The organism is Kitasatospora sp. NPDC101801, assembly GCF_044766665.1.
In the GTDB taxonomy this organism is placed as follows: domain Bacteria; phylum Actinomycetota; class Actinomycetes; order Streptomycetales; family Streptomycetaceae; genus Kitasatospora.
This window is the reverse complement of sequence record NZ_JBIWML010000007.1, coordinates 219,368-237,744: the sequence shown is the minus strand read 5'-3', so window position 1 is coordinate 237,744 and position 18,377 is coordinate 219,368. Positions and strand designations below refer to the sequence as shown.

General features: G+C 72.6%; 16 protein-coding genes. 7 read left to right on the top strand and 9 right to left on the bottom strand.

What is annotated here, in order from left to right:
• The first annotated feature begins 215 nt into the window (after positions 1-215).
• Positions 216-1,397, top strand: coding sequence for a D-alanyl-D-alanine carboxypeptidase family protein (locus tag ACIRPK_RS12680; protein ID WP_403036873.1), 1,182 nt, complete (start codon positions 216-218; stop codon positions 1,395-1,397).
• A gap of 7 nt (positions 1,398-1,404) precedes the next feature.
• Here ACIRPK_RS12680 and ACIRPK_RS12675 read toward each other — a convergent pair whose 3' ends face one another.
• From ACIRPK_RS12675 to ACIRPK_RS12665, 3 genes are all read right to left on the bottom strand, one after another.
• Positions 1,405-2,346, bottom strand: a complete 942-nt coding sequence (locus ACIRPK_RS12675) for a YihY/virulence factor BrkB family protein (protein WP_403036872.1) — start codon at positions 2,344-2,346, stop codon at positions 1,405-1,407.
• A 90-nt stretch (positions 2,347-2,436) separates the two neighbouring features.
• Positions 2,437-3,396, bottom strand: coding sequence for a class I SAM-dependent methyltransferase (locus ACIRPK_RS12670; RefSeq protein ID WP_403036869.1), 960 nt, complete (start codon positions 3,394-3,396; stop codon positions 2,437-2,439).
• A 257-nt stretch (positions 3,397-3,653) separates the two neighbouring features.
• Positions 3,654-4,670, bottom strand: a complete 1,017-nt coding sequence (locus ACIRPK_RS12665) for a glycosyltransferase family 2 protein (RefSeq protein ID WP_403036866.1) — start codon at positions 4,668-4,670, stop codon at positions 3,654-3,656.
• A gap of 104 nt (positions 4,671-4,774) precedes the next feature.
• On the opposite strand from ACIRPK_RS12665, the gene ACIRPK_RS12660 reads away from it, so the two are divergent.
• The 3 genes from ACIRPK_RS12660 (at position 4,775) to ACIRPK_RS12650 (ending at position 11,426) form a co-directional block, all read left to right on the top strand.
• Complete coding sequence (locus ACIRPK_RS12660; RefSeq protein ID WP_403036864.1) at positions 4,775-4,987, top strand: hypothetical protein; 213 nt, start codon at positions 4,775-4,777, stop codon at positions 4,985-4,987.
• A gap of 120 nt (positions 4,988-5,107) precedes the next feature.
• A complete protein-coding gene (locus ACIRPK_RS12655; RefSeq protein WP_403036861.1) occupies positions 5,108-8,674 on the top strand; it encodes a CDP-glycerol glycerophosphotransferase family protein in 3,567 nt (1,188 codons plus the stop codon).
• 223 nt (positions 8,675-8,897) lie between these two features.
• Positions 8,898-11,426: a CDP-glycerol glycerophosphotransferase family protein gene (locus tag ACIRPK_RS12650; RefSeq protein WP_403036858.1), complete on the top strand. Its 2,529-nt coding sequence runs from the start codon at positions 8,898-8,900 to the stop codon at positions 11,424-11,426.
• A gap of 36 nt (positions 11,427-11,462) precedes the next feature.
• Here ACIRPK_RS12650 and ACIRPK_RS12645 read toward each other — a convergent pair whose 3' ends face one another.
• The 6 genes from ACIRPK_RS12645 to ACIRPK_RS12620 form a co-directional block, all read right to left on the bottom strand.
• Positions 11,463-12,023 (bottom strand): 2'-5' RNA ligase family protein, encoded by a 561-nt coding sequence (locus tag ACIRPK_RS12645; protein WP_403036856.1) that lies wholly within the window; start codon positions 12,021-12,023, stop codon positions 11,463-11,465.
• Complete coding sequence (trpS, locus tag ACIRPK_RS12640; RefSeq protein ID WP_403036855.1) at positions 12,023-13,060, bottom strand: tryptophan--tRNA ligase; 1,038 nt, start codon at positions 13,058-13,060, stop codon at positions 12,023-12,025. Before trpS ends, ACIRPK_RS12645 begins: the two co-directional genes overlap by 1 nt.
• Before the next feature lie 30 nt (positions 13,061-13,090).
• Positions 13,091-13,972 (bottom strand): hemolysin family protein, encoded by an 882-nt coding sequence (locus tag ACIRPK_RS12635; RefSeq protein ID WP_403036852.1) that lies wholly within the window; start codon positions 13,970-13,972, stop codon positions 13,091-13,093.
• Positions 13,973-14,042: 70 nt separating this feature from the next.
• Entirely contained in the window at positions 14,043-15,032 is a 990-nt protein-coding gene (locus tag ACIRPK_RS12630) for a malate dehydrogenase (RefSeq protein WP_403036850.1), read from the bottom strand.
• 196 nt (positions 15,033-15,228) lie between these two features.
• Complete coding sequence (locus tag ACIRPK_RS12625) at positions 15,229-15,639, bottom strand: DUF3017 domain-containing protein (RefSeq protein WP_403036848.1); 411 nt, start codon at positions 15,637-15,639, stop codon at positions 15,229-15,231.
• Between the two features lie 5 nt (positions 15,640-15,644).
• Positions 15,645-16,502 carry a bifunctional methylenetetrahydrofolate dehydrogenase/methenyltetrahydrofolate cyclohydrolase gene (locus ACIRPK_RS12620; protein ID WP_403036845.1) on the bottom strand — a complete coding sequence of 286 codons (858 nt, stop codon included), beginning with the start codon at positions 16,500-16,502 and terminating at the stop codon, positions 15,645-15,647.
• 208 nt (positions 16,503-16,710) lie between these two features.
• Here ACIRPK_RS12620 and ACIRPK_RS12615 point away from each other — a divergent pair, with 208 nt between their 5' ends.
• From ACIRPK_RS12615 to ACIRPK_RS12605, 3 genes are all read left to right on the top strand, one after another.
• Positions 16,711-17,109, top strand: a complete 399-nt coding sequence (locus ACIRPK_RS12615) for a hypothetical protein (RefSeq protein ID WP_403036842.1) — start codon at positions 16,711-16,713, stop codon at positions 17,107-17,109.
• Positions 17,106-17,519 carry a DUF2752 domain-containing protein gene (locus ACIRPK_RS12610; protein WP_403036839.1) on the top strand — a complete coding sequence of 138 codons (414 nt, stop codon included), beginning with the start codon at positions 17,106-17,108 and terminating at the stop codon, positions 17,517-17,519. Before ACIRPK_RS12615 ends, ACIRPK_RS12610 begins: the two co-directional genes overlap by 4 nt.
• A 143-nt stretch (positions 17,520-17,662) precedes the next feature.
• Positions 17,663-18,310, top strand: a complete 648-nt coding sequence (locus ACIRPK_RS12605) for an RDD family protein (protein ID WP_403036836.1) — start codon at positions 17,663-17,665, stop codon at positions 18,308-18,310.
• Positions 18,311-18,377: the final 67 nt, after the last annotated feature.

Sequence of the window (18,377 nt, the reverse complement as noted above, 5' to 3'; positions counted from 1 at the left end):
CCCTCCGCCACACCGGCCGCGACCACCACCGACCCCTGGCAGCCCTCGGCCTCACGTGATCAACCCGGACAGATCGCGATCATGCAATGACCCTGGGGGCGGAACTGTCCGGTCCAGTATGCGGAGTGGGCCGGGCGGCCCAACGGGCGGCACTCGTTCGGGCGACGATGGCGGCGCGGCGGGCGGGCGGCGGGGCGCCCGGGTACGGTCCCTGCGTGCCCACACTCCGTCACTTCGTGTACCGGTGCGCCGCGCTGGCCGCGGCCGTCTCGCTCTGCTCCGCCGGGGCCCCCTGGCAGGAGCCGCCGCCCGGCGCGTCCGTGGTGGGCGGCGAGCGGCTGGGGCAGCCGGGGGTGCAGCTGGCGCCGTCGGCCGGGGCGCCGCCGCTGCCCGCCGGGCTGACCGGTCAGTCCTGGGTGGTCGCTGACGCGGGCAGCGGGGAGGTGCTGGCCGCCAACAACGCGCACCTGCGGCTGCCGCCCGCCAGCACGCTGAAGATGCTGTTCGCCGACACCGTGCTGCCGAAGTTCGACAAGAGCACCGTGCACCGGGTGACCGACGCCGAGCTGGCGGGAATGGGGCTCGGCAGCAGCATGGTCGGGATCAAGGAGAACCTGGACTACCGGGTGGACGACCTCTGGCGCGGGGTGTTCCTCAGCTCGGGCAACGACGCGGTCCGGGTGCTGGCCCACATGAACGGCGGGATCGCCGAGACGGTGGCCCAGATGCAGGCCAGGGCCCAGGCGTTGGGGGCGTTGGACACCAAGGTGGTGACCCCGGACGGGTACGACACGGACGGGCAGCTCTCCTCGGCGTACGACCTGACGCTGTTCGCCCGGTCCGGTCTGCGCAACCCGGACTTCCGGGTCTACTGCGGCACCAGGGACGCGCAGTTCCCGGGCCTGGTGGACAAGACCACCGGGCAGCGCGGCAGCTTCGGCATCGCCAACACCGACCGGCTGCTGGGCAAGTACCAGGGGTTGATCGGGGTGAAGAACGGCTACACCACCAACGCCGGGGCCACCTTCACCGGCGCGGCCGAACGCGGTGGCCGCACGCTGCTGGTGACGGTGATGCGACCCGCCGGGTACCAGCAGGTCTACGACGAGACGGCGGCCCTGCTGGACTGGGGCTTCGCGGCGGCCGGGAAGGTCACCCCGGTCGGCCGGCTGGCCGACCCGCCGCCCGCCCCGGGCGCGGCGGGCACCGGTGCCGGCACCGGCTCCGGCCCGAGCACGGCTGCCGAGCCGCCGCAGGCCGCACCGGTGGAGCAGTCGCAGCAGGCCGCGGCGCCCGCCCCCGGCGGGTTCGGCTGGCCGGGCTGGCTGGCCGCCGGGCTCTGCCTGGCCGCCGTGGTCGGCGCCGCACACTGGGTCAGGCGCCGGCCCGCGCGCTGACCCGCAGTCAGCGGGCGGCCGCCGTGGCACCGCCGTCAGCGGTCGGTTCCGCCGCGCTCGCCAGCAGGGCGTCGGCCTGCGCCCTGGTCCTGGCCCGGGCGGCGGCCGGGTCGGCCAGCGCGGTCCAGGAGGCGCAGAACAGCAGCAGCCGGCAGACGAAGTTGATCCAGAGCAGCAGTGCGACCGGCACGCCGAAGGCCCCGTACAGGCTCTTGCCCGCGACCGAGCCGAGGTAGGAGGAGAGCAGCAGCTTGAGCAGCTCGAAACCGATCGCACCGATCAGGGCGCCCTGGAACAGCGCCCGGCGGTGCTGCTCCTCGGTGATCCGGGGGAACGGACCGAGCAGGTAGGCGAACAGCACCAGGTCGGCGGCGACCGCGATCAGGAACCCGACCACGCTCAACAGCCAGCCCACGCCGTCCAGATCGAGCCACTCGGCGGCCCGGCGGGCCAGCGTGGTGGCCAGCGCCGAGGCACCCAGCGAGACCGCCGAGACCAGGCCGAGGCCGAGCAGCACCGCGCAGTCCCAGAGCTTGCCGAGGATCGGGTTGCCCGGGTCGGTGGGCATCCGCCATATTTCCCGGATCGAGCCGCGCATGGTGGCCACCCAGCCGAGCCCGGAGATCAGCAGCAGCACGCCGCTGATCAGTCCGACCGTGCCCGCGTTGGCGACCAGCGAGGGCAGGCCGAGCGAGTCCGACAGGCCGGGCAGCTGGTCGGCGATGTCCTGCTGGAGCTTGTCCACCCGGCTGTCCGAGAGGGTGGCCACCGCGATCGCCAGTGCCACCGTGAGCAGCGGGAAGAGCGCCAGGAAGGCGAAGAAGGTGACCGCCCCGGCCAGCCGGTTGCCCTGCACCTCGGTGAAGTGGGCGTACACCAGCCAGGGTCGGCTGCGCAGCAGTCGGGTGGCGATCGGGCCGATCACCGGGAGCTTGGTCAGGAATTCCACGGTCACCTTGCCGGTCGGGTCCGGAACGTCCGGTCCTGTATACCGGCCCGGAGCCGGGCCGGAGCGGCAACGCTCCGACCCGGTGGCGGCTCATTTCGAACGACGGGCCCGGCGGACGGCGGAGGTGACCACCGGCGGGAGCAGGTCGGCGGCCATCCGCTTGGCCACCGCGGCCGGCTTACGGGCGGCGGCGGCCTTCGCCCGACGGCCCGCGAGGTCCTCGGCGGCGGCGCGTCCCTTCCGGGACGCGGCCTCCTTGGCGAGCCGGTCGTGGTGCCGGGAGACCGGGAAGTCGGCGATCCGGTCGGGCTGGCCGTCGAGGCGGAGCACCCGCTGCCCGGCGATGGTGTCGGTCACCACCCAGACGCCGGAGGTGCCGCCTGAGCTGGCCAGCAGGGCCTCCTGCGCGGGCGCCGGGTCGCCCCAGGTGCCGTAGAACTTGCACTCGGTCAGCAGGATCGGCCGCAGCCCCAGGTTGAACACCGCCTCCCAGGTCGCGGCGGCCACGCCCGGGGTGTGGGCGGAGCGGTAGTCGTCCAGCACCAGCACGCCGTCCTCGGCCAGCGCGGCCCGGGCGACCTTGATGTCCCCGGCCACGTGCTCGTACAGGTGCGAGGCGTCCACGTGGACGAACCGACAGCTGCCCGCCGGGATCCGGCCGTCGGCCAGCACCGAGGTGGGGGCCTGGATCAGCTCGGGCAGCCGGTCGTGGAAGGCCAGGTAGTTGACCTCGAACGCCTCGCGGGTGAGCGTCTTGCGGTACGACATGGTCATCTCGGCCGAGTTCTCGTCGTCCGGAGCCTCCGAGTCGAACAGGTCGCAGACCGTGAACCGCTCGCCGGACTGGAGGTGGCGGCCCATCACGATCGCGCTGCGGCCGAGGTAGGCACCGAGCTCCATCAGGTCGCCGCCGACGCCGGCCTGCTCCTGACGGTCCAGGAACCACTCGAAAGCGTGCCGGTCCAGGTCCCAGAACCAGCCCGGAACGTCACCCAGCACCGCCGGTTCGACGATTCTGGGGCTGTCGCTGGTCGCGGTGCTTCCGGTCATCGGTACTCCTCACAGCTGCACGGCCGACCGCCACGGACGGCCCAACCGGAGCAACGACCCGGTGCCGTCCGGGTGACCACCACTCCTGGGTGAGCTTCGGTACGGATGGTTGACCGCACTCACCCGCCAGGTGCGGATTCACCCGTCCGGCGGCCTGCCGTCACGGCACGCTGTCCCTTAGGTGCGCGCGACACTACCGCACCCGCGCCCGCCGTTGAAGGGCTCCGACAGCCCGTGATCGCGGACGGGTCGGAGCGCTACCCGCGCCCTCGGGTGAGCCTGCCGAGCGCGGTCCGGCCACGGGCCGCCACGCGGAGCCCGTGGTACGTCAGAAACCGTCCGTGGCTGAGCAGTTCGGCCCGCAGGCCCGCGACCCCCGGGGCCCGCCGGTGGCCGGCCGGGCGGAGCCGGGCGCAGTGCCCGGCGGCCCGGCGGAAGTACTCCCGGCGGTCGCCCGGCGGGATCCGGCCCGGCCTGGAGACCACCGTGTCGAGGTGGTCCAGCATCCGGCCGTAGATCACCGGGCGCCAGCGGTCCAGGTCGGGGCGGCCGTCCAGGAAGGCGAAGACCCGGTCGTACTGGTCGAAGACGTCGAAGTGCCTGCGGGTCGCGGTGGCAAGGATGTTGCCGCCCTCGCGCCGCTGGCGGTAGTGCACGCCGACCAAGTCGAGCAGGGTGATCCGGCCGGCGGCCAGCAGGGCCGGGAAGGTCCAGGGGGTGTCCTCGTAGTACCCGGCCGGGAAGGTCAGGCCCTGCTCGGCCAGATAGCCCCGGCGGTAGGCCTTGTTCCAGACCACCATCAGCAGGTCGAGCAGGTCGGGGCGGCCGTCCAGGTCGAAGACCTCGGGGCCGGGGCGGGCGAAGACCGGGGCGGAGGCGGAGCGGACCACCCGGCCGTCCCAGTGGCTGCGGGCGTAGTCGTAGACCAGCAGGTCCGGGTCGGCGGTGGCCTTCAGCCGCTCCGCGACGGCCTGGAGCAGGCCGGGGGTCAGCGTGTCGTCGCTGTCCAGAAAGATCACGTAGTCGCCGGTGGCGACCTCGAGCCCGGCGTTCCTGGCCCGGCCCAGGCCGACGTTGGCGGCCAGGTGCAGCACCCGGATCCGCTCGTCGCGGGCGGCCGCCCGGTCCAACAGGGCGCCGCAGCCGTCGGGTGACCGGTCGTCAACCGCGATCAACTCGAAGTCCGGACAGGACTGGCCGAGTACCGAGTCGAGGCACTCGGTCAGGTACTCCTCGACCTGGTACACCGGGACGATCACGCTGAAGCGGGGCATTTGCCACATCCTAGGGGGCTCGGGACGGGTCAACGGCCCGGCGGGGGCTCCCGCCGTACCATCGGATCCGCGGCGCACCCGGAGCGCTCCCGAGAGGCGCTGTCATGCCCGAAGCCCCCACCCGGTCCGACCTCGGGCGGCTGCTGCCCCTCCGGGCCCGGCACCGGCTGCGGCTCGGCCGGACCCTGGACGTCGGGCGCGGCGTCGGCCGGCACCCGCGGAACTACGGGGCGGCAGCGGATCGGACGCGGCTCCTCGCACCCGCTGCCCGGCTCGTCAAGTACAACGAGTACGTCCTGGTCGGCATCCCCCCCTGACGGGTCACGGTGCCACGGAAGAGGACGAACCGGACGGTAGAATCGCGGGAGACCTGTGCCGGGTCCGCAGGGGCCGGGCACAGCTGGTCGCACGTCCCCGATGAAAGGCCCGCGCAGCCGATGGCCCCCCGCCTCTCCGTCGTCGTCCCGATCTACAACGTCGAGCGCTACCTCGAGGAGTGCCTGGACTCGATCGCCGCCCAGACCTTCGGTGACCTGGAATGTGTGATGGTCGACGACGGTTCCAAGGACGGCAGCGCGGCGATCGCCGAGGCGTACGCCGCCAAGGACCCGCGCTTCCGCCTCGTCAAGCAGGTGAACAAGGGCCTCGGCGCGGCCCGCAACACCGGCTACCGGCACATCTCGCCGGACAGCGAGTTCCTGAACTTCGTCGACAGTGACGACACCCTGCCGCCGAGCGCCTACGAGCTGATGATCGGCACGCTGGAGGAGACCGGCTCGGACTTCGTCACCGGAAACGTGCTGCGCTTCCGGGCGGTCGGGTACTACCCGTCCGGCGGGCACCGCAAGCCGTTCGCCGAGACCAGGCTGAAGACCCACGTCCGCGAGCTGCCCAGCCTGGTCACCGACCGGACGGCCTGGAACAAGGTCTACCGCCGCTCGTTCTTCGACGCGGCCGGCGTGCTCTACCCCGAGGGCATCCTGTACGAGGACGCCCCGGTCAGCGTGCCGCACCACTACCTGGCGAAGAGCGTGGACGTGCTCTCCGAGCCGATCTACCACTGGCGCGAGCGCGAGGTCGGCGAGATGTCGATCACTCAGATGCGCACCAACCCCAAGGGGTTGACCGACCGGGTCAAGTCGATGGAGCTGGTCCGGGCCTGGCTGCTGGGCAGGCCGGAGCCGGAGTTCCGGGAGTACCTGCGCTCCTACGACGAGAACAACCTCGTCGAGGAGATCCCGATGTTCTTCTGGTCCGTCCTGGAGGGCGACCAGGACTACCGGGAGGCCTACCAGACGAGCGTCAGCCGGCTGCTCCGGGCGATCGGCCCCGAGCAGGTCCGCAAGCTGCGTGCCCCGCTGCGGCTCAAGTACCACCTGACCCTGCAGAACCGGATGTCCGAGCTCGTCGACCAGTTGGAGTTCGAGAAGGACAGCAACGGCGCCGCCCCGGCCCGCGGCCTGCTCCGCCCGTACGCCGACTACCCGTTCCTGCGCGGCGGCCGGAAGAGCGTGCCCGCCGACGTGCTCCGGTTGGACAACGCGCTGGTGATGCGCAGCCGGCTCTACGACACGACCTGGGAGGACGGCAAGCTCAAGATCACCGGGCACGCCTTCCCCGAGCACCTGGGCGCGGAGAACCGGCACGACATGGTCAAGGTGCTGGTGCTCCGGGAGGCCAAGGGCCGCCGGGTGCTGGCCGTGCAGACCAAGTCGATGTACAGCCCGGAGGCCACCGCCTCCTCGCCGCACGACCTGTACAACTGCGACTGGGCGGGCTTCTCCGCCGTCATCGACCCCAAGCGGCTCAAGCACCGGGGAGAGTGGCGGGACGGCTCCTGGCGGGTGCTGATCGCGGGTATCGGCAAGGGCGGCGTCTACAAGGGCCGGATCTCGGGCGGCTGGAGCGACAACGCCGAGTACCCGCCGGTGCAGTGGGTCGAGGACGACGTCCGGATCGTGCCCTGGCTCAAGGAGAACCACGTCAACCTGCGGGTGGAGCGGGTCCGGGCGCGCGCCCTGACCGTCACCGAGCAGGGCGGCGAGGTCACCGTCACCGGGCGGGTCGGCTCCGGCGCCGACCTGGCCGGGGTGCAGCTGAGGATGGTGCACACCGAGTCCGACCGCGACCTGCTGTACCCGGTCGAGCTCGGCACCCCGAGCGGCCGCGACCTGCCGTTCACCGCGACCTTCCCGATCGCCGAGCTGACCGCCGTCCGGGAGGCCTGGGACGCGCTCGACCCGGCCGCCGAGGAGCGGCTGCGGGACCGCTGGGCCACCGAGCTGCAGTTGTCCGACGGCGCCACCGTGCCGGTGGTGATAGACGACCGCCGGGCGCCCGAGCAGATCGACCTGCCGATCCTGGACGGCAGCCGGGCGCTGTTCTCCAAGCCCTCACCGAGCGGGTACCTGCAGTTCACCGACCAGGTGCTGCAGCCGGTGGTGGACGAGATCGTCCGGGCCAAGGACACCGAGGGCTTCCTGCTCGGCGGCAGCTTCCCGCTGCCGGGCAACCACCACTACGAGCTGGTGATCCGGCACAAGTGGCTGGAGGAGGAGCACCGCTACCCGGTCGAGATCACCGACGGTCGGTTCCGCGCCGCGCTGCCCGCCGTGCCCACCGCCTCGTTCGCCGGGCAGGTCCCGCTGCACCGGGGCACCTGGGACGTGGTGTTCCGGCCGGTCGGCGCCGACCCGGAGACCCGCTGGCCGCGTGTGCTGCTGGCCTCCACCTGCCACCGTCGGCTCCCGCTGGAGGTCGAGGCCCGCGGCCGCCGGGTGGTGCTGGAGCGCCGCACCCACGACAGCCTCTCGCTGGAGTCGCACTCCGACCTGCTGCCGGAGGAGCGCAGCGGCTACCGCCAGCGCCTGCTGCGGAACGGCTTCGCCGAGGCCCAGCGCGCGCCGCTCACCGACACGGTGCTCTACCACACCACGGTGCTCAACAACACGGTGGTGGGCGGCCGGTACGCGGGCTCGCCGCGGGCCGTGCACGAGGAGCTGGTCCGCCGCGGCGCCCCGCTGCGGCACGCCTGGACCAGCGAGGACATGCAGGCGGACCTGCCGCAGAGCGTCGAGCCGGTCCGGCTGTGGAGCCCCGAGTGGTACGAGCTGCTGGCCACCGCCAAGTACGTGGTGACCAGCACCCACCTGCCCGAGTTCTTCGTCCGCCGGCCCGGCCAGGTGGTCCTGCAGACCTGGAACGGCACCCCGCTCAAGCGGATCGGCCACGACTTCGAGAAGATCTGGTTCACCGACTCCGAGTACCTCAAGCTGCTCGACCACGAGGTCGCCCAGTGGAGCCTGCTGGTCTCCGGCAACACCTTCTCCACCGGTGTGCTGCGGCGGGCCTTCAAGTACCAGGGCCGGATCCTGGAGTCCGGCTCCCCGCGCAACGACGTGCTGCTCGCCGCCGACCGGGAGAAGACCGCCGAGCAGGTCCGCGAGCGGCTCGGCCTGCCGGAGGGCAAGAAGGTGGTGCTGTACGCGCCGACCTTCCGGGAGGACCGGCGCCGTCCGCAGGACGGCTACCAGCTCGACCTGCGGATCGACCTGGCGGCCGCCCGGGCCGCGCTGGGCGACGACCAGGTCCTGCTGGTCCGGGCCCACGAGCTGATGTGCGGTCAGGTCCCGGACGCCGGCAACGGCTACGTCTGGGACGTCGGCACCTACCCCGACATGGCGGACCTGCTGCTGGTCGCGGACGTGCTGGTGACCGACTACTCCTCGGCCGCCTTCGACTTCGCGAACACCGGCAAGCCGATCCTGTTCTTCACGTACGACCTGGAGCACTACCGGGACAACCTGCGCGGCTTCAGCCTCGACTTCGAGGCGGACGCGCCGGGCCCGCTGCTGTCCACCTCGGCCGAGCTGGTCGAGGCGCTCGGCGCGGTCGACGCGGTGGCCGCCCGGCACGCCGACGCGTACGCCGCCTTCCGGCAGAAGTACTGCGACCTGGACGACGGCCAGGCCGCCGTCCGGGTGGTCGACGCGCTGCTCGGCTGACCGGCGTCGAACCGGCGTCCGGGCTCACCCGGACGCCGGTTCGGTTCCGGCCCCCCGATCGGGTCGTTCCCGGGGGCTTCCGTACCGGATCGGTTGACCCGTGGGTCCGCCGGGTATGTCATGGCGCTCACCGTCCGTGTCAAGGTCGGCACCGTCGATCCGCGGCGGCCGGCCGGACTGTCGGCCGTCCTGCGGCCGGCCGCCGCCCAGGAAGCCGTCCGCGATGCGCACCACCCGTTCCCGTCTCGTCCTGCCGTCCCCCCGGGGGCCGGCACCGGCGGCCGCCCGGCCCGCCCCCGCGCCGCTCACCCCCCTCAAGCTCGGGCTGCGCTCCGCCCGGTGGACCGACGGCGGGCTGGAGCTGACCGGCTTCGTCCGCCGGGACGACCGGGGCAGCGGCAAGGTCCGGAGCTCCTTCACGGTGCTGGAACTCGCCCGCCCCGGCCGGCCGCCGATCCGGTTCCGGACCCGGCCGATCCGGCTGCCCGAGGTGACCGAGGACAGCGGGCAGAGCGACCACAACCACGACTGGGCCGCCTTCACTGTCACCATCGACCCCGAGCGGCTGCGCACCGACGGCGGCTGGCCGGACGCCGACTGGGAGGTCAGGGCCGGGCTGCTGCGCACCCTCCGGCTGACCGGCGTACGGCGCGAGCACGGCCCGCTCCGGCCGCACTGGTGCGGCTCGGGCGAGTACCCGCCCGCGCACTGGGTGGCCGAGAACGTCCGGGTGCTGCCGTACTTCGCCGACCACCGGCTGCGGCTCAAGGTGCACCAGGTATGGAGCCGGCTCACCGGCCTCCGCCCGGTGGACGGCGGCCTCGAACTCACCGGCTGGGCCCACGACCTGCCGCCGGGAACGGTGTTCCGGCTGCGGGACTGGCGGTCCGGCGCCGAGAGCCGGCACCCGGTGGCCGCCACCGGCCGGGACTTCACCGTCCGGCTGCCGTTCCAGGCGTTCGAGACGTTCGAGGCGTCCGCCGACCACGATCCGGCGGCCGGCACCTGGTACTGGCACGGCGAGTTGCTCCGGCCGGACGGCTCCACCGAACGGCCGGTGCTCGACGACCGCCCCTGGCCCGGCGGCCTGGTGCTGCCCCGGCCGACCGGCGGCGCCCTGCTGGTCCGTCAACTCGGGGACGGCTACCCGCAGTTCTGTGCGCAGCCGGGCGCCGTCCTGGTCGACCGGATCGCCCCGGAGCGGGACGGCTTCCGGCTCACCACGCACGCCGCACTGCCCGGCGAGGGGCCGCTGGAGCTGGTGCTCCGGCACTGCAACGGCACCCGCGAGACCCGGCACCCGGCCGAGCGCGGCCCGCTGACCGAGCTGACCGTACCCGCCGTCTCGGCCGGCGCCGACCTGGGCCGCCGCCCGCTCCGGCGCGGCGTCTGGGAGCTGTGGCTGCGCCCGGCGGGCCGCGCCGAGGACGAACAGCCGCTGCTGCTCAGCCAGCGCGCACTGGCCCAACTCCCTTGCGCGGTCGCCCTCGGGGCCACCGCAGGGGTGGTGGCCGGCGGTGCCAAGCAGGCCGTGCTGCAGAGCCGCTGGCACAACACCCTGATCCTCGACTCCACCCCCGTGCTGGCGCCCGCCGAGCGCAGCCGGTACGCGCAACGGCGGCTGCGCACCGTCGACTACCCCGCCGCCCGGCGCCACCCGCTCCGCCCGACCGTGCTCTACGACGTGTTCGGCGGGCGCGGCTACGCCGACTCGCCCCGCGCCGTCCATGCCGAACTCGCCCGGCGGGACGTCCCGTTGGAGCACCTCTGGGTGGTGGACGACGCCCAGGCGGTGGTGCCCGCCGGGGTCCGGCCGGTCCGCAGCCACAGCCCCGAGTGGTACGAGGCACTGGCCACCTCGCGCTACCTGGTCGGCAACACCCACCTGCCGGATTTCCTCGACCGCCGGCCGGGCCAGGTGGTGCTGCAGACCTGGCACGGCTCGCTGCTGAAGCGGATCGCCCACGACATGACCAACCCCCTGCTGGCCAGAGCCGGTTACCTGGCCGCGCTGGACCGCGAGGTCCCGCAGTGGAGCCTGCTGCTCTCCCCCAGTGCCTTCGCCACCCCGATCCTGCGCCGGGCGTTCCGCTACCCCGGCGAGATCCTGGAGTCCGGGTACCCCAGGAACGACCTGCTGGCGCGCGGTGCCGACGCCTCGGCCGTCCGCCGCCGGCTGGGCATCCCCGACGGCCGGCGGGTCGTGCTGTACGCCCCGACCTGGCGGGAGGACCAGCAGCGGGGCAACGGCGACGGCTACCGGCTCGACCTGCGGCTCGACCTGGCCGCCGCCCGGGCGGCGCTCGGCGCGGACCACGTCCTGCTGGTCCGCCCGCACACGCACGTGGCCGAACCGCTGCCGGGCGCGGGCGACGGCTTTGTGCGGGACGTCGGCGACTACCCCGACGTGCAGGAACTCCTGCTGGCGGCCGACGTGTTGGTGACCGACTACTCCTCGATCATGTTCGACTTCGCCATCACCGGGCGGCCGATGCTGTTCTTCACCTACGACCTGGCGCACTACCGGGACGCCCTGCGCGGCTTCTACTTCGACTTCGAGCGCGAGGCGCCCGGGCCGTTGCTCGCCGACTCGGCCGAACTGATCGGCGCACTGCGGTCGTTGACCACCGGCACCACGCTGGTCGACCGGCACGCGGACGCCTACCGGAGGTTCCGCGCCACCCACTGCCGGCTGGACGACGGCCGGGCCGCCGCCCGGGTGGTGGACCGCCTGCTCGAACTGGGCGGGTGATCGGGCCCGCCGTTCCGCCCGAGGCCGGACCGCCGGTCAGACCGCGCCGAAGGCGTAGCTCCGGCAGGGGCGCCAGACCTCGTCCGCGCCGAACCGGGAGAGCACGAAGCCGGGCACCCGGAAGGCCGCGTGGAAGGACCGGGCCTCCCGGTACGCCCGGTCCAGCACCGCCTCCGGCAGGCCGTGCGCGACCGTGACGTGCGGGTGGTACGGGAAGGCCAGCTCGCGGGCCAGCGGGCCGGACCGGACGTCGGCCTCCAGCGCCCGGCACTCCTGGGCGCCCTCCTCGACCCGGACGAAAACCACCGGGGAGACCGGCCGGAAGGTCCCGCTGCCCTGCAGCAGCATCGGGAACGGGAGGTGCCCGGCCGCCACCGCCCGCAGGTGGGCCTCCACCTCGGCGAGCCGGCCGACCGGGATCTCGGTCGGCGGCAGCAGCGTGACGTGGGTGGGTATCGAGCGGGCGAGCGGGTCGCCGTGCCCGGCCCGGGCGTCCTGGATCGCGGAACCGTACGGCTCCGGGACGTGTATGGACACGCCGATGGTGACGGCCTCGGGGAGGCCGTCACCGACGGGGGCGGGCACGGCGGTCGACATCAGCGCTTCGGCGGCAGGAAGCCGATGCGGTCGTAGACGGTGGCCAGCGTCTCGGCGGCCACCGAGCGGGCCTTCTCGGCGCCGAGGCCGAGCACCCGGTCCAGCTCGGCCGGGTCCTCCAGGTACCCCTGGGTCCGCTGCTGGAACGGGCCGACCCAGTCGGTGAACAGCTCGGCCAGCTCGGTCTTCAGCGCGCCGTACATCTTGCCGTCGAAGTGCTCGACCAGCTGCTCGACCGACTGCCCGCTGAGCGCGGAGTGGATCCGCAGCAGGTTGGAGACGCCGGCCTTCTTCTCCTCGTCGTAGGAGACCACGGTGCCGGTGTCGGTGACCGCGCTCTTGAACTTCTTGGCGCTGACCTTGGGGTCGTCCAGCAGGTTCACCAGACCCTTGGGCGAGGAGGCCGACTTGCTCATCTTGGCAGTCGGGTCCTGCAGGTCCAGGATCTTGGCCGTCTCCTTGAGGATGTACGGCTTCGGGACGGTGAAGGTGGGCGCGTAGCGGGTGTTGAAGCGCTCCGCGAGGTCGCGGGTGAGCTCCAGGTGCTGGCGCTGGTCCTCGCCGACCGGGACGGCGTCGGCCTGGTAGAGCAGGATGTCGGCGATCTGCAGGATCGGGTAGGTGAACAGGCCGACCGAGGTGCGGTCGTTGCCCTGCTTGGCGGACTTGTCCTTGAACTGGGTCATCCGGGCGGCCTCGCCGAAGCCGGTGAGGCAGTTCATGATCCAGCCGAGCTGGGCGTGCTCGGGGACGTGCGACTGGATGAAGAGGGTGCAGCGCTCCGGGTCCAGCCCCGCGCCGAGCAGCTGGGCGGCGGAGATCCGGGTGTTCTCCCGGAGGGTGGCCGGGTCCTGCTCGACGGTGATCGCGTGCAGGTCGACCACCATGTAGAAGGCGTCGTTGGCCTCCTGCAGGTCCACCCACTGGCGCACCGCGCCGAGGTAGTTGCCGAGGTGGAACGAGCCCGAGGTGGGCTGGATGCCGGAGAGCACCCGGGGACGGTCCTTCGTCGGACCGGTGACCGCTGCGTTGACCATGGACGCCATTGTTCCAGCTTCACCGACCGCTCAGGAAACGTCAGCCCCTGGAGGTTCCGACAGTGTGACCGCACTCACCCGGATCCGTTCGATCCGGCGGCCGTCCAGTTTCGCCACCGCGAGCCGGAGGCCGTCCTCGGTGGCCACCTGGTCGCCGGTGCTGGGCAGCTTGCCCAGCTCGCTGACCAGGTATCCGGCCACCGTCTCGTACGGCCCTTCGGGCAGCGTGACCCCGGTCTCCTCGGCGAAGTCGGCCAGGTTGAGCAGCCCGTCCAGCTCCATGCCGCCGCCGGCCAGCCGCCGGGTCGCGGTGGTGTCCAGGGCGTCGTACTCGTCCCGGATCTCGCCGATCAGCTCCTCGACCAGGTCCTCCAGGGTGACGATGCCGGCGGTGCCGCCGTACTCGTCCACCACGATGGCGAGGTGGTGGCCCTCCCTGCGCATCTCGCCCATCGCGGCCAGCACCCGCTTGGTGGCGGGCAGCAGCTTCACCGGCCGGGTCAGCTCGCGGACCCGCAGGGCGTGCTCGCCGCGGGCCCCGTACAGGTCGCGGACGTGCACGAAGCCGGCCACCGAGTCGTAGGAGCCCTCCACCACGGGGTAGCGGGAGTGCGGCGAGCGGCTGGTCTCGGCCCGGACCTCGGCCAGCGGGCGGTCGGCGTCCAGGAAGGTGACCTCGGTCCGCGGGACCATCACCTCGCGCAGCTGCCGCTCCCCCGCCGAGAACACGTCGGCGATCAACTCACGCTCGTCGTGGCCGAGCTCGGTGCTGGCGGCGACCAGGCCGCGGAGTTCGGCGGAGCTGATCGCCGGCTCCTCGCGGAGCCCCCTGGCGTAGCCGAGCAGGCGGCCCAGCGGGCGGAGCAGTTCGGCCGCGGCGACGGTCAGCAGCAGGAGCAGGGCGAGGGTCACGGGGGGTCAGTGTACGGCGAAGGCCGGGCCGCCCCCGTCGGGGCGACCCGGCCGTTCGGGTGAGCCGGACTCAGATGAGGCCGAGCTCCTTGACCGCGTCGCGCTCCTCGACCAGCTCGGCGACCGAGGCGTCGATCCGGGCGCGGGAGAAGTCGGAGATCTCCAGGCCCTGGACGATCTCGAACTTGCCGTCCTTGGTGGTGACCGGGAAGGAGGAGATGATGCCCTCCTCGACGCCGTACGAGCCGTCGGAGACGATGCCCATCGAGGTCCAGTCGCCCTCGGCGGTGCCGTTCACCCAGGTGTGCACGTGGTCGATGGCGGCGTTCGCGGCCGAGGCGGCCGAGGAGGCGCCACGGGCCTCGATGATGGCCGCGCCGCGCTTGGCGACGGTCGGGATGAAGGTCTCGGCCAGCCACTGCTCGTCGTTGACGGCCTCGGCGGCGTTCTTGCCGTTGACCAGCGCGTGGAAGATGTCCGGGTACTGGGTGGCCGAGTGGTTGCCCCAGATGGTGAGCCGCTGGATGTCGTTGACGGTGACGCCGAGCTTCTTGGCGAGCTGGGCGACCGCGCGGTTGTGGTCCAGGCGGGTCATCGCGGTGAAGCGCTCGGCCGGCACGTCCGGGGCGTTGCGCTGGGCGATCAGGGCGTTGGTGTTGGCCGGGTTACCGACCACCAGGACCTTGATGTCGTCCGCGGCGTGGTCGTTGATGGCCTTGCCCTGCGGGCCGAAGATGCCGCCGTTGGCCTGCAGCAGGTCGCCGCGCTCCATGCCCGCGGTGCGCGGACGGGCGCCGACCAGCAGGGCCACGTTGGCACCGTCGAAGGCGGTCGCCGGGCTGTCGGTGATGGTGATGTCGCGGAGCAGCGGGAAGGCGCAGTCGTCCAGCTCCATCGCGGTGCCCTCGGCGGCCTTGAGACCCTGCGGGATCTCCAGGAGGCGCAGGTTCACCGGCACGTCCGCGCCGAGCAGGTGGCCGGAGGCGATACGGAACAGCAGCGCGTAGCCGATCTGGCCGGCCGCGCCGGTGACGGTGACGTTGACGGGGGTGCGAGTCATTTTCTGTCTACTCCAGCGATCGCCAGCCACGCCCCACGCGCGCCCGACGCGCTGGAGCCGAGGACGGTCTCTCGACGTCGAGAGATCCGGCGTCAGGTTATCGCAGCCCGGCGCCCACGCGGGCCACCGGCCGTGGCTGATTCGTCACAACCGGGACCGCGCCCCCGGCCGGCCGGAGCCGGCCGGGGGCGGCGGTTCAGCGTCGCTGCCGGCCGATGAACTGGCCGATGTTGTCCAGCACCGAGAGGCGGAGCCACGGATCGGGCTGGGCGATCAGGGTGAGCAGCACGATCGCGCCACCGAGACAGGTCAGCACCGTCACGTCGGTGAAGCGGCTGCGCACCGCCAGCATGCCGACCTCGGGCATGACCAGCCGGAGCGCCGCCCCGATCAGCACCGCTCCGCCGACGGTCAGCAGGCCGTACTTGAAGTCGCCGAACCAGGTGATGCCGAGCCCGACCGCGACCAGCCCCAGCACCATCGTTATCGGCCACTGCCGGACCGGCAGCGGGTGGCTGCGGTCCAGCGCCGCCGCCGAGCCCTCCGGCGGCAGCGTGCCGGTGGTCTTCACCGGCCGTCGGCGCGACCGGCCCGCCTTGACCGTCATCGGCGTCAGGCCCCGGCCTGGCGCTCGGCCGCCACCACGATGTTGTTGAGCAGCATCGCGCGGGTCATCGGGCCGACCCCGCCGGGGTTCGGGGAGATCCAGCCGGCCACCTCGGCGACCCCGGGCTCCACGTCGCCCTGGATCTTGCCCTCGCCGTCCCGGCTGACGCCGACGTCCAGCACGGCCGCGCCGGGCTTGACGTCCTGAGCCTTGATCAGGTGTCCGACGCCGGCGGCGGCCACGATGACGTCGGCCTGCCGGAGGTGCTTGGCGAGGTCCCGGGTACCGGTGTGACAGAGCGTCACGGTGGCGTTCTCGGACCGCCGGGTGAGCAGCAGGCCGATCGAGCGGCCGACCGTGACCCCGCGCCCGACCACCACGACCTCGGCGCCGTCCAGCTTCACGTCGTGCCGGCGGAGCAGCTCGACGATGCCGTACGGGGTGCAGGGCAGCGGGCCCTCGATGCCGAGCGCGAGCCGGCCGAGCGAGGTGGGGTGCAGGCCGTCGGCGTCCTTGTCCGGGTCCATCAGCTCCAGGACCGGGTTCTGGTCCAGGCCCTTGGGCAGCGGGAGCTGGACGATGTAGCCGGTGCAGGTCGGGTCGGCGTTGAGCTCGCGGACGACGTCCTCGACCTGCTGCTGGGTGGCGGTGGCCGGGAGTTCGCGCTGGATCGAGGCGATGCCGACCTCGGCGCAGTCCTTGTGCTTGCCGTTGACGTACCAGCGGCTGCCCGGGTCGTCGCCGACCAGGACGGTGCCGAGGCCGGGGACGATGCCCCGCTCCTTGAGGGCCGCAACGCGGACGGCGAGTTCGGACTTGATCGCGGCCGCGGTGGCCTTGCCATCGAGAATCTGGGCAGTCATGGCGCCATTGTCCCGGATCGGGTCCAGTGCTCGGCACGTGCCACCCGGGTTGCGGTTGCGCCACAGTTCGGCCCGCCGCGCGATCGCCGCTGGACAGCCCCCGGGGCGCCCGCTCACGATGTGACCGGCACGACCATGTTCCGACCGCCGGAGACGGCCGGTCGGGGCAGCACGGGGGAGATACACCGCTCGGGGGGACCGAAAAACAGTGAGCAATCCGTACCAACAGCAGCAGCCGCCCGATCCGTACGGGTCGTACGGGCAGCAGCAGCCGGCGTACCACGCGCCGCAGTACCAGCAGCCCGGGCACCAGCAGCCCGGCTACCCGCCGCCGGGGTACGGCTACCCGCCGCCCGCCGCCGAGCCGAACAGCCTGGCCACCGCCGCCCTGGCGGTGGGCTTCGCGAGCATCGTGATCTGCTTCTACGGCGCGCTGGTCGGCCCGATCGGTCTCGGTCTGGGGATCGTCGGGCTGAACCGCGCACGCGTCAGCGGGGTCGGCCGGACCCAGGCGATCGGCGGTCTGGTGCTCTCCGTCCTGGGCATCCTGATCGGCGTCGCCGGTCTGGTCTTCTACGCCACCGTCTCCGACGACTACGCCGCATGACACACCAGTTGACGGCTCGCTGGACGAGCACGGCCGGCACCCCGGCGGGCGCCGCGCTGCGGGTGGCGGTGCGCGGGGCCGGCGCGGCGGTGGCCGCGCTCGCGGTCGCGCTGCTGCACGACGCCCACGACCCCGGTGTGCTCTGCCCGTTGCGCCGTTTCACCGGGGTGCCCTGCCCCGGGTGCGGTAGCACCACGGTCTTCATCGAGGCCGGGCACGGCGACTTCGCCGCCGCGCTGCTGGCGAACCCGGTGACGGTGCTGGCCGGCCTCGGCCTGCTGCTCGCGCCGCTCGGTCCGGGGCGCTGGTGGTGGGAGCTGACGAACCGTCGCCGGAATGTCCTGATCGGTACCGCTTTAACGGCGTCCTGGCTCTGGCAGTTGCACCGTTACGGCATCGTCCTTCCTTGAGATTGACGCTTTCTGACGGTAACTGACCTTCGCCGTGTCACCCCGTTCCGCTAATGTCCCACCCGGTCGGCAACTCAACTGCCTGTCCGTCCCAGGGTCTCCCTGTCCCGTCCCACACCTCACCTTCCTGCCCGGAGGCACCGATGAGTTACCCGCCCGACCCGAACAACCCCTACAACCAGCCGCCGCAGCCCCCCCAGCAGCCGCAGCAGCCCGGCTACGGCTACCCGCAGCAGGGTCCGCCGCCGGCCGCGCCGGGTTACGGCTACCCGCAGCAGGCCCCGCAGCCCGGCTACGGCATCCCGCCGCAGCAGGGCTACGGCCAGCCCGGCGGTTACCCCAACCCCGGTGCGGTGCAGAACTTCTACGCGGGCTGGGGCAGCCGCGTGGTGGCCCGCATCATCGACAGCGTGGCGCTGTGGCTCATCCCCGGCATCATCCTGTTCGCGATGGCGCCGACCGCGACCGTGAACGCCCGCACCGGCGCGGTGGAGACCGGCGGCATGGGCGCGTTCTACGCGGTCGAGCTGCTGTTCGCCGTGATCATCTGGGCGATCCTGGCCTGGATGAAGAGCTCGATGGGCCAGTCGCTGGGCCAGAAGGCCGTCAACATCCGGATGGTGCGCGAGTCCGACGGCCAGCAGCTGAGCTTCGGCGCGGCCTTCGGCCGTGAGGCGCTGCACATCGTCGACGGCTTCTGCTGCATCGGCTACCTGTGGCCGCTCTGGGACGCGAAGAAGCAGACCTTCGCCGACAAGATCGTGGGCACCGTGGTCGTCAAGTCCAACTGACCTGACACCGACGCCGAGGCCCCGCACACCGATCGGTGTGCGGGGCCTCGGCGTTCAGCGGTCGGGC

Coding starts and splice junctions, on each gene's coding strand:
- ACIRPK_RS12625 (WP_403036848.1), bottom strand. CDS start 15,639: ATGACGGTCAAGGCGGGCCGGTCGCGCCGACGGCCGGTGAAGACCACC.
- ACIRPK_RS12610 (WP_403036839.1), top strand. CDS start 17,106: ATGACACACCAGTTGACGGCTCGCTGGACGAGCACGGCCGGCACCCCG.
- trpS (WP_403036855.1), bottom strand. CDS start 13,060: ATGGTCAACGCAGCGGTCACCGGTCCGACGAAGGACCGTCCCCGGGTG.
- ACIRPK_RS12660 (WP_403036864.1), top strand. CDS start 4,775: ATGCCCGAAGCCCCCACCCGGTCCGACCTCGGGCGGCTGCTGCCCCTC.
- ACIRPK_RS12605 (WP_403036836.1), top strand. CDS start 17,663: ATGAGTTACCCGCCCGACCCGAACAACCCCTACAACCAGCCGCCGCAG.
- ACIRPK_RS12645 (WP_403036856.1), bottom strand. CDS start 12,023: ATGTCGACCGCCGTGCCCGCCCCCGTCGGTGACGGCCTCCCCGAGGCC.
- ACIRPK_RS12670 (WP_403036869.1), bottom strand. CDS start 3,396: ATGACCGGAAGCACCGCGACCAGCGACAGCCCCAGAATCGTCGAACCG.
- ACIRPK_RS12620 (WP_403036845.1), bottom strand. CDS start 16,502: ATGACTGCCCAGATTCTCGATGGCAAGGCCACCGCGGCCGCGATCAAG.
- ACIRPK_RS12650 (WP_403036858.1), top strand. CDS start 8,898: ATGCGCACCACCCGTTCCCGTCTCGTCCTGCCGTCCCCCCGGGGGCCG.
- ACIRPK_RS12655 (WP_403036861.1), top strand. CDS start 5,108: ATGGCCCCCCGCCTCTCCGTCGTCGTCCCGATCTACAACGTCGAGCGC.
- ACIRPK_RS12665 (WP_403036866.1), bottom strand. CDS start 4,670: ATGCCCCGCTTCAGCGTGATCGTCCCGGTGTACCAGGTCGAGGAGTAC.
- ACIRPK_RS12630 (WP_403036850.1), bottom strand. CDS start 15,032: ATGACTCGCACCCCCGTCAACGTCACCGTCACCGGCGCGGCCGGCCAG.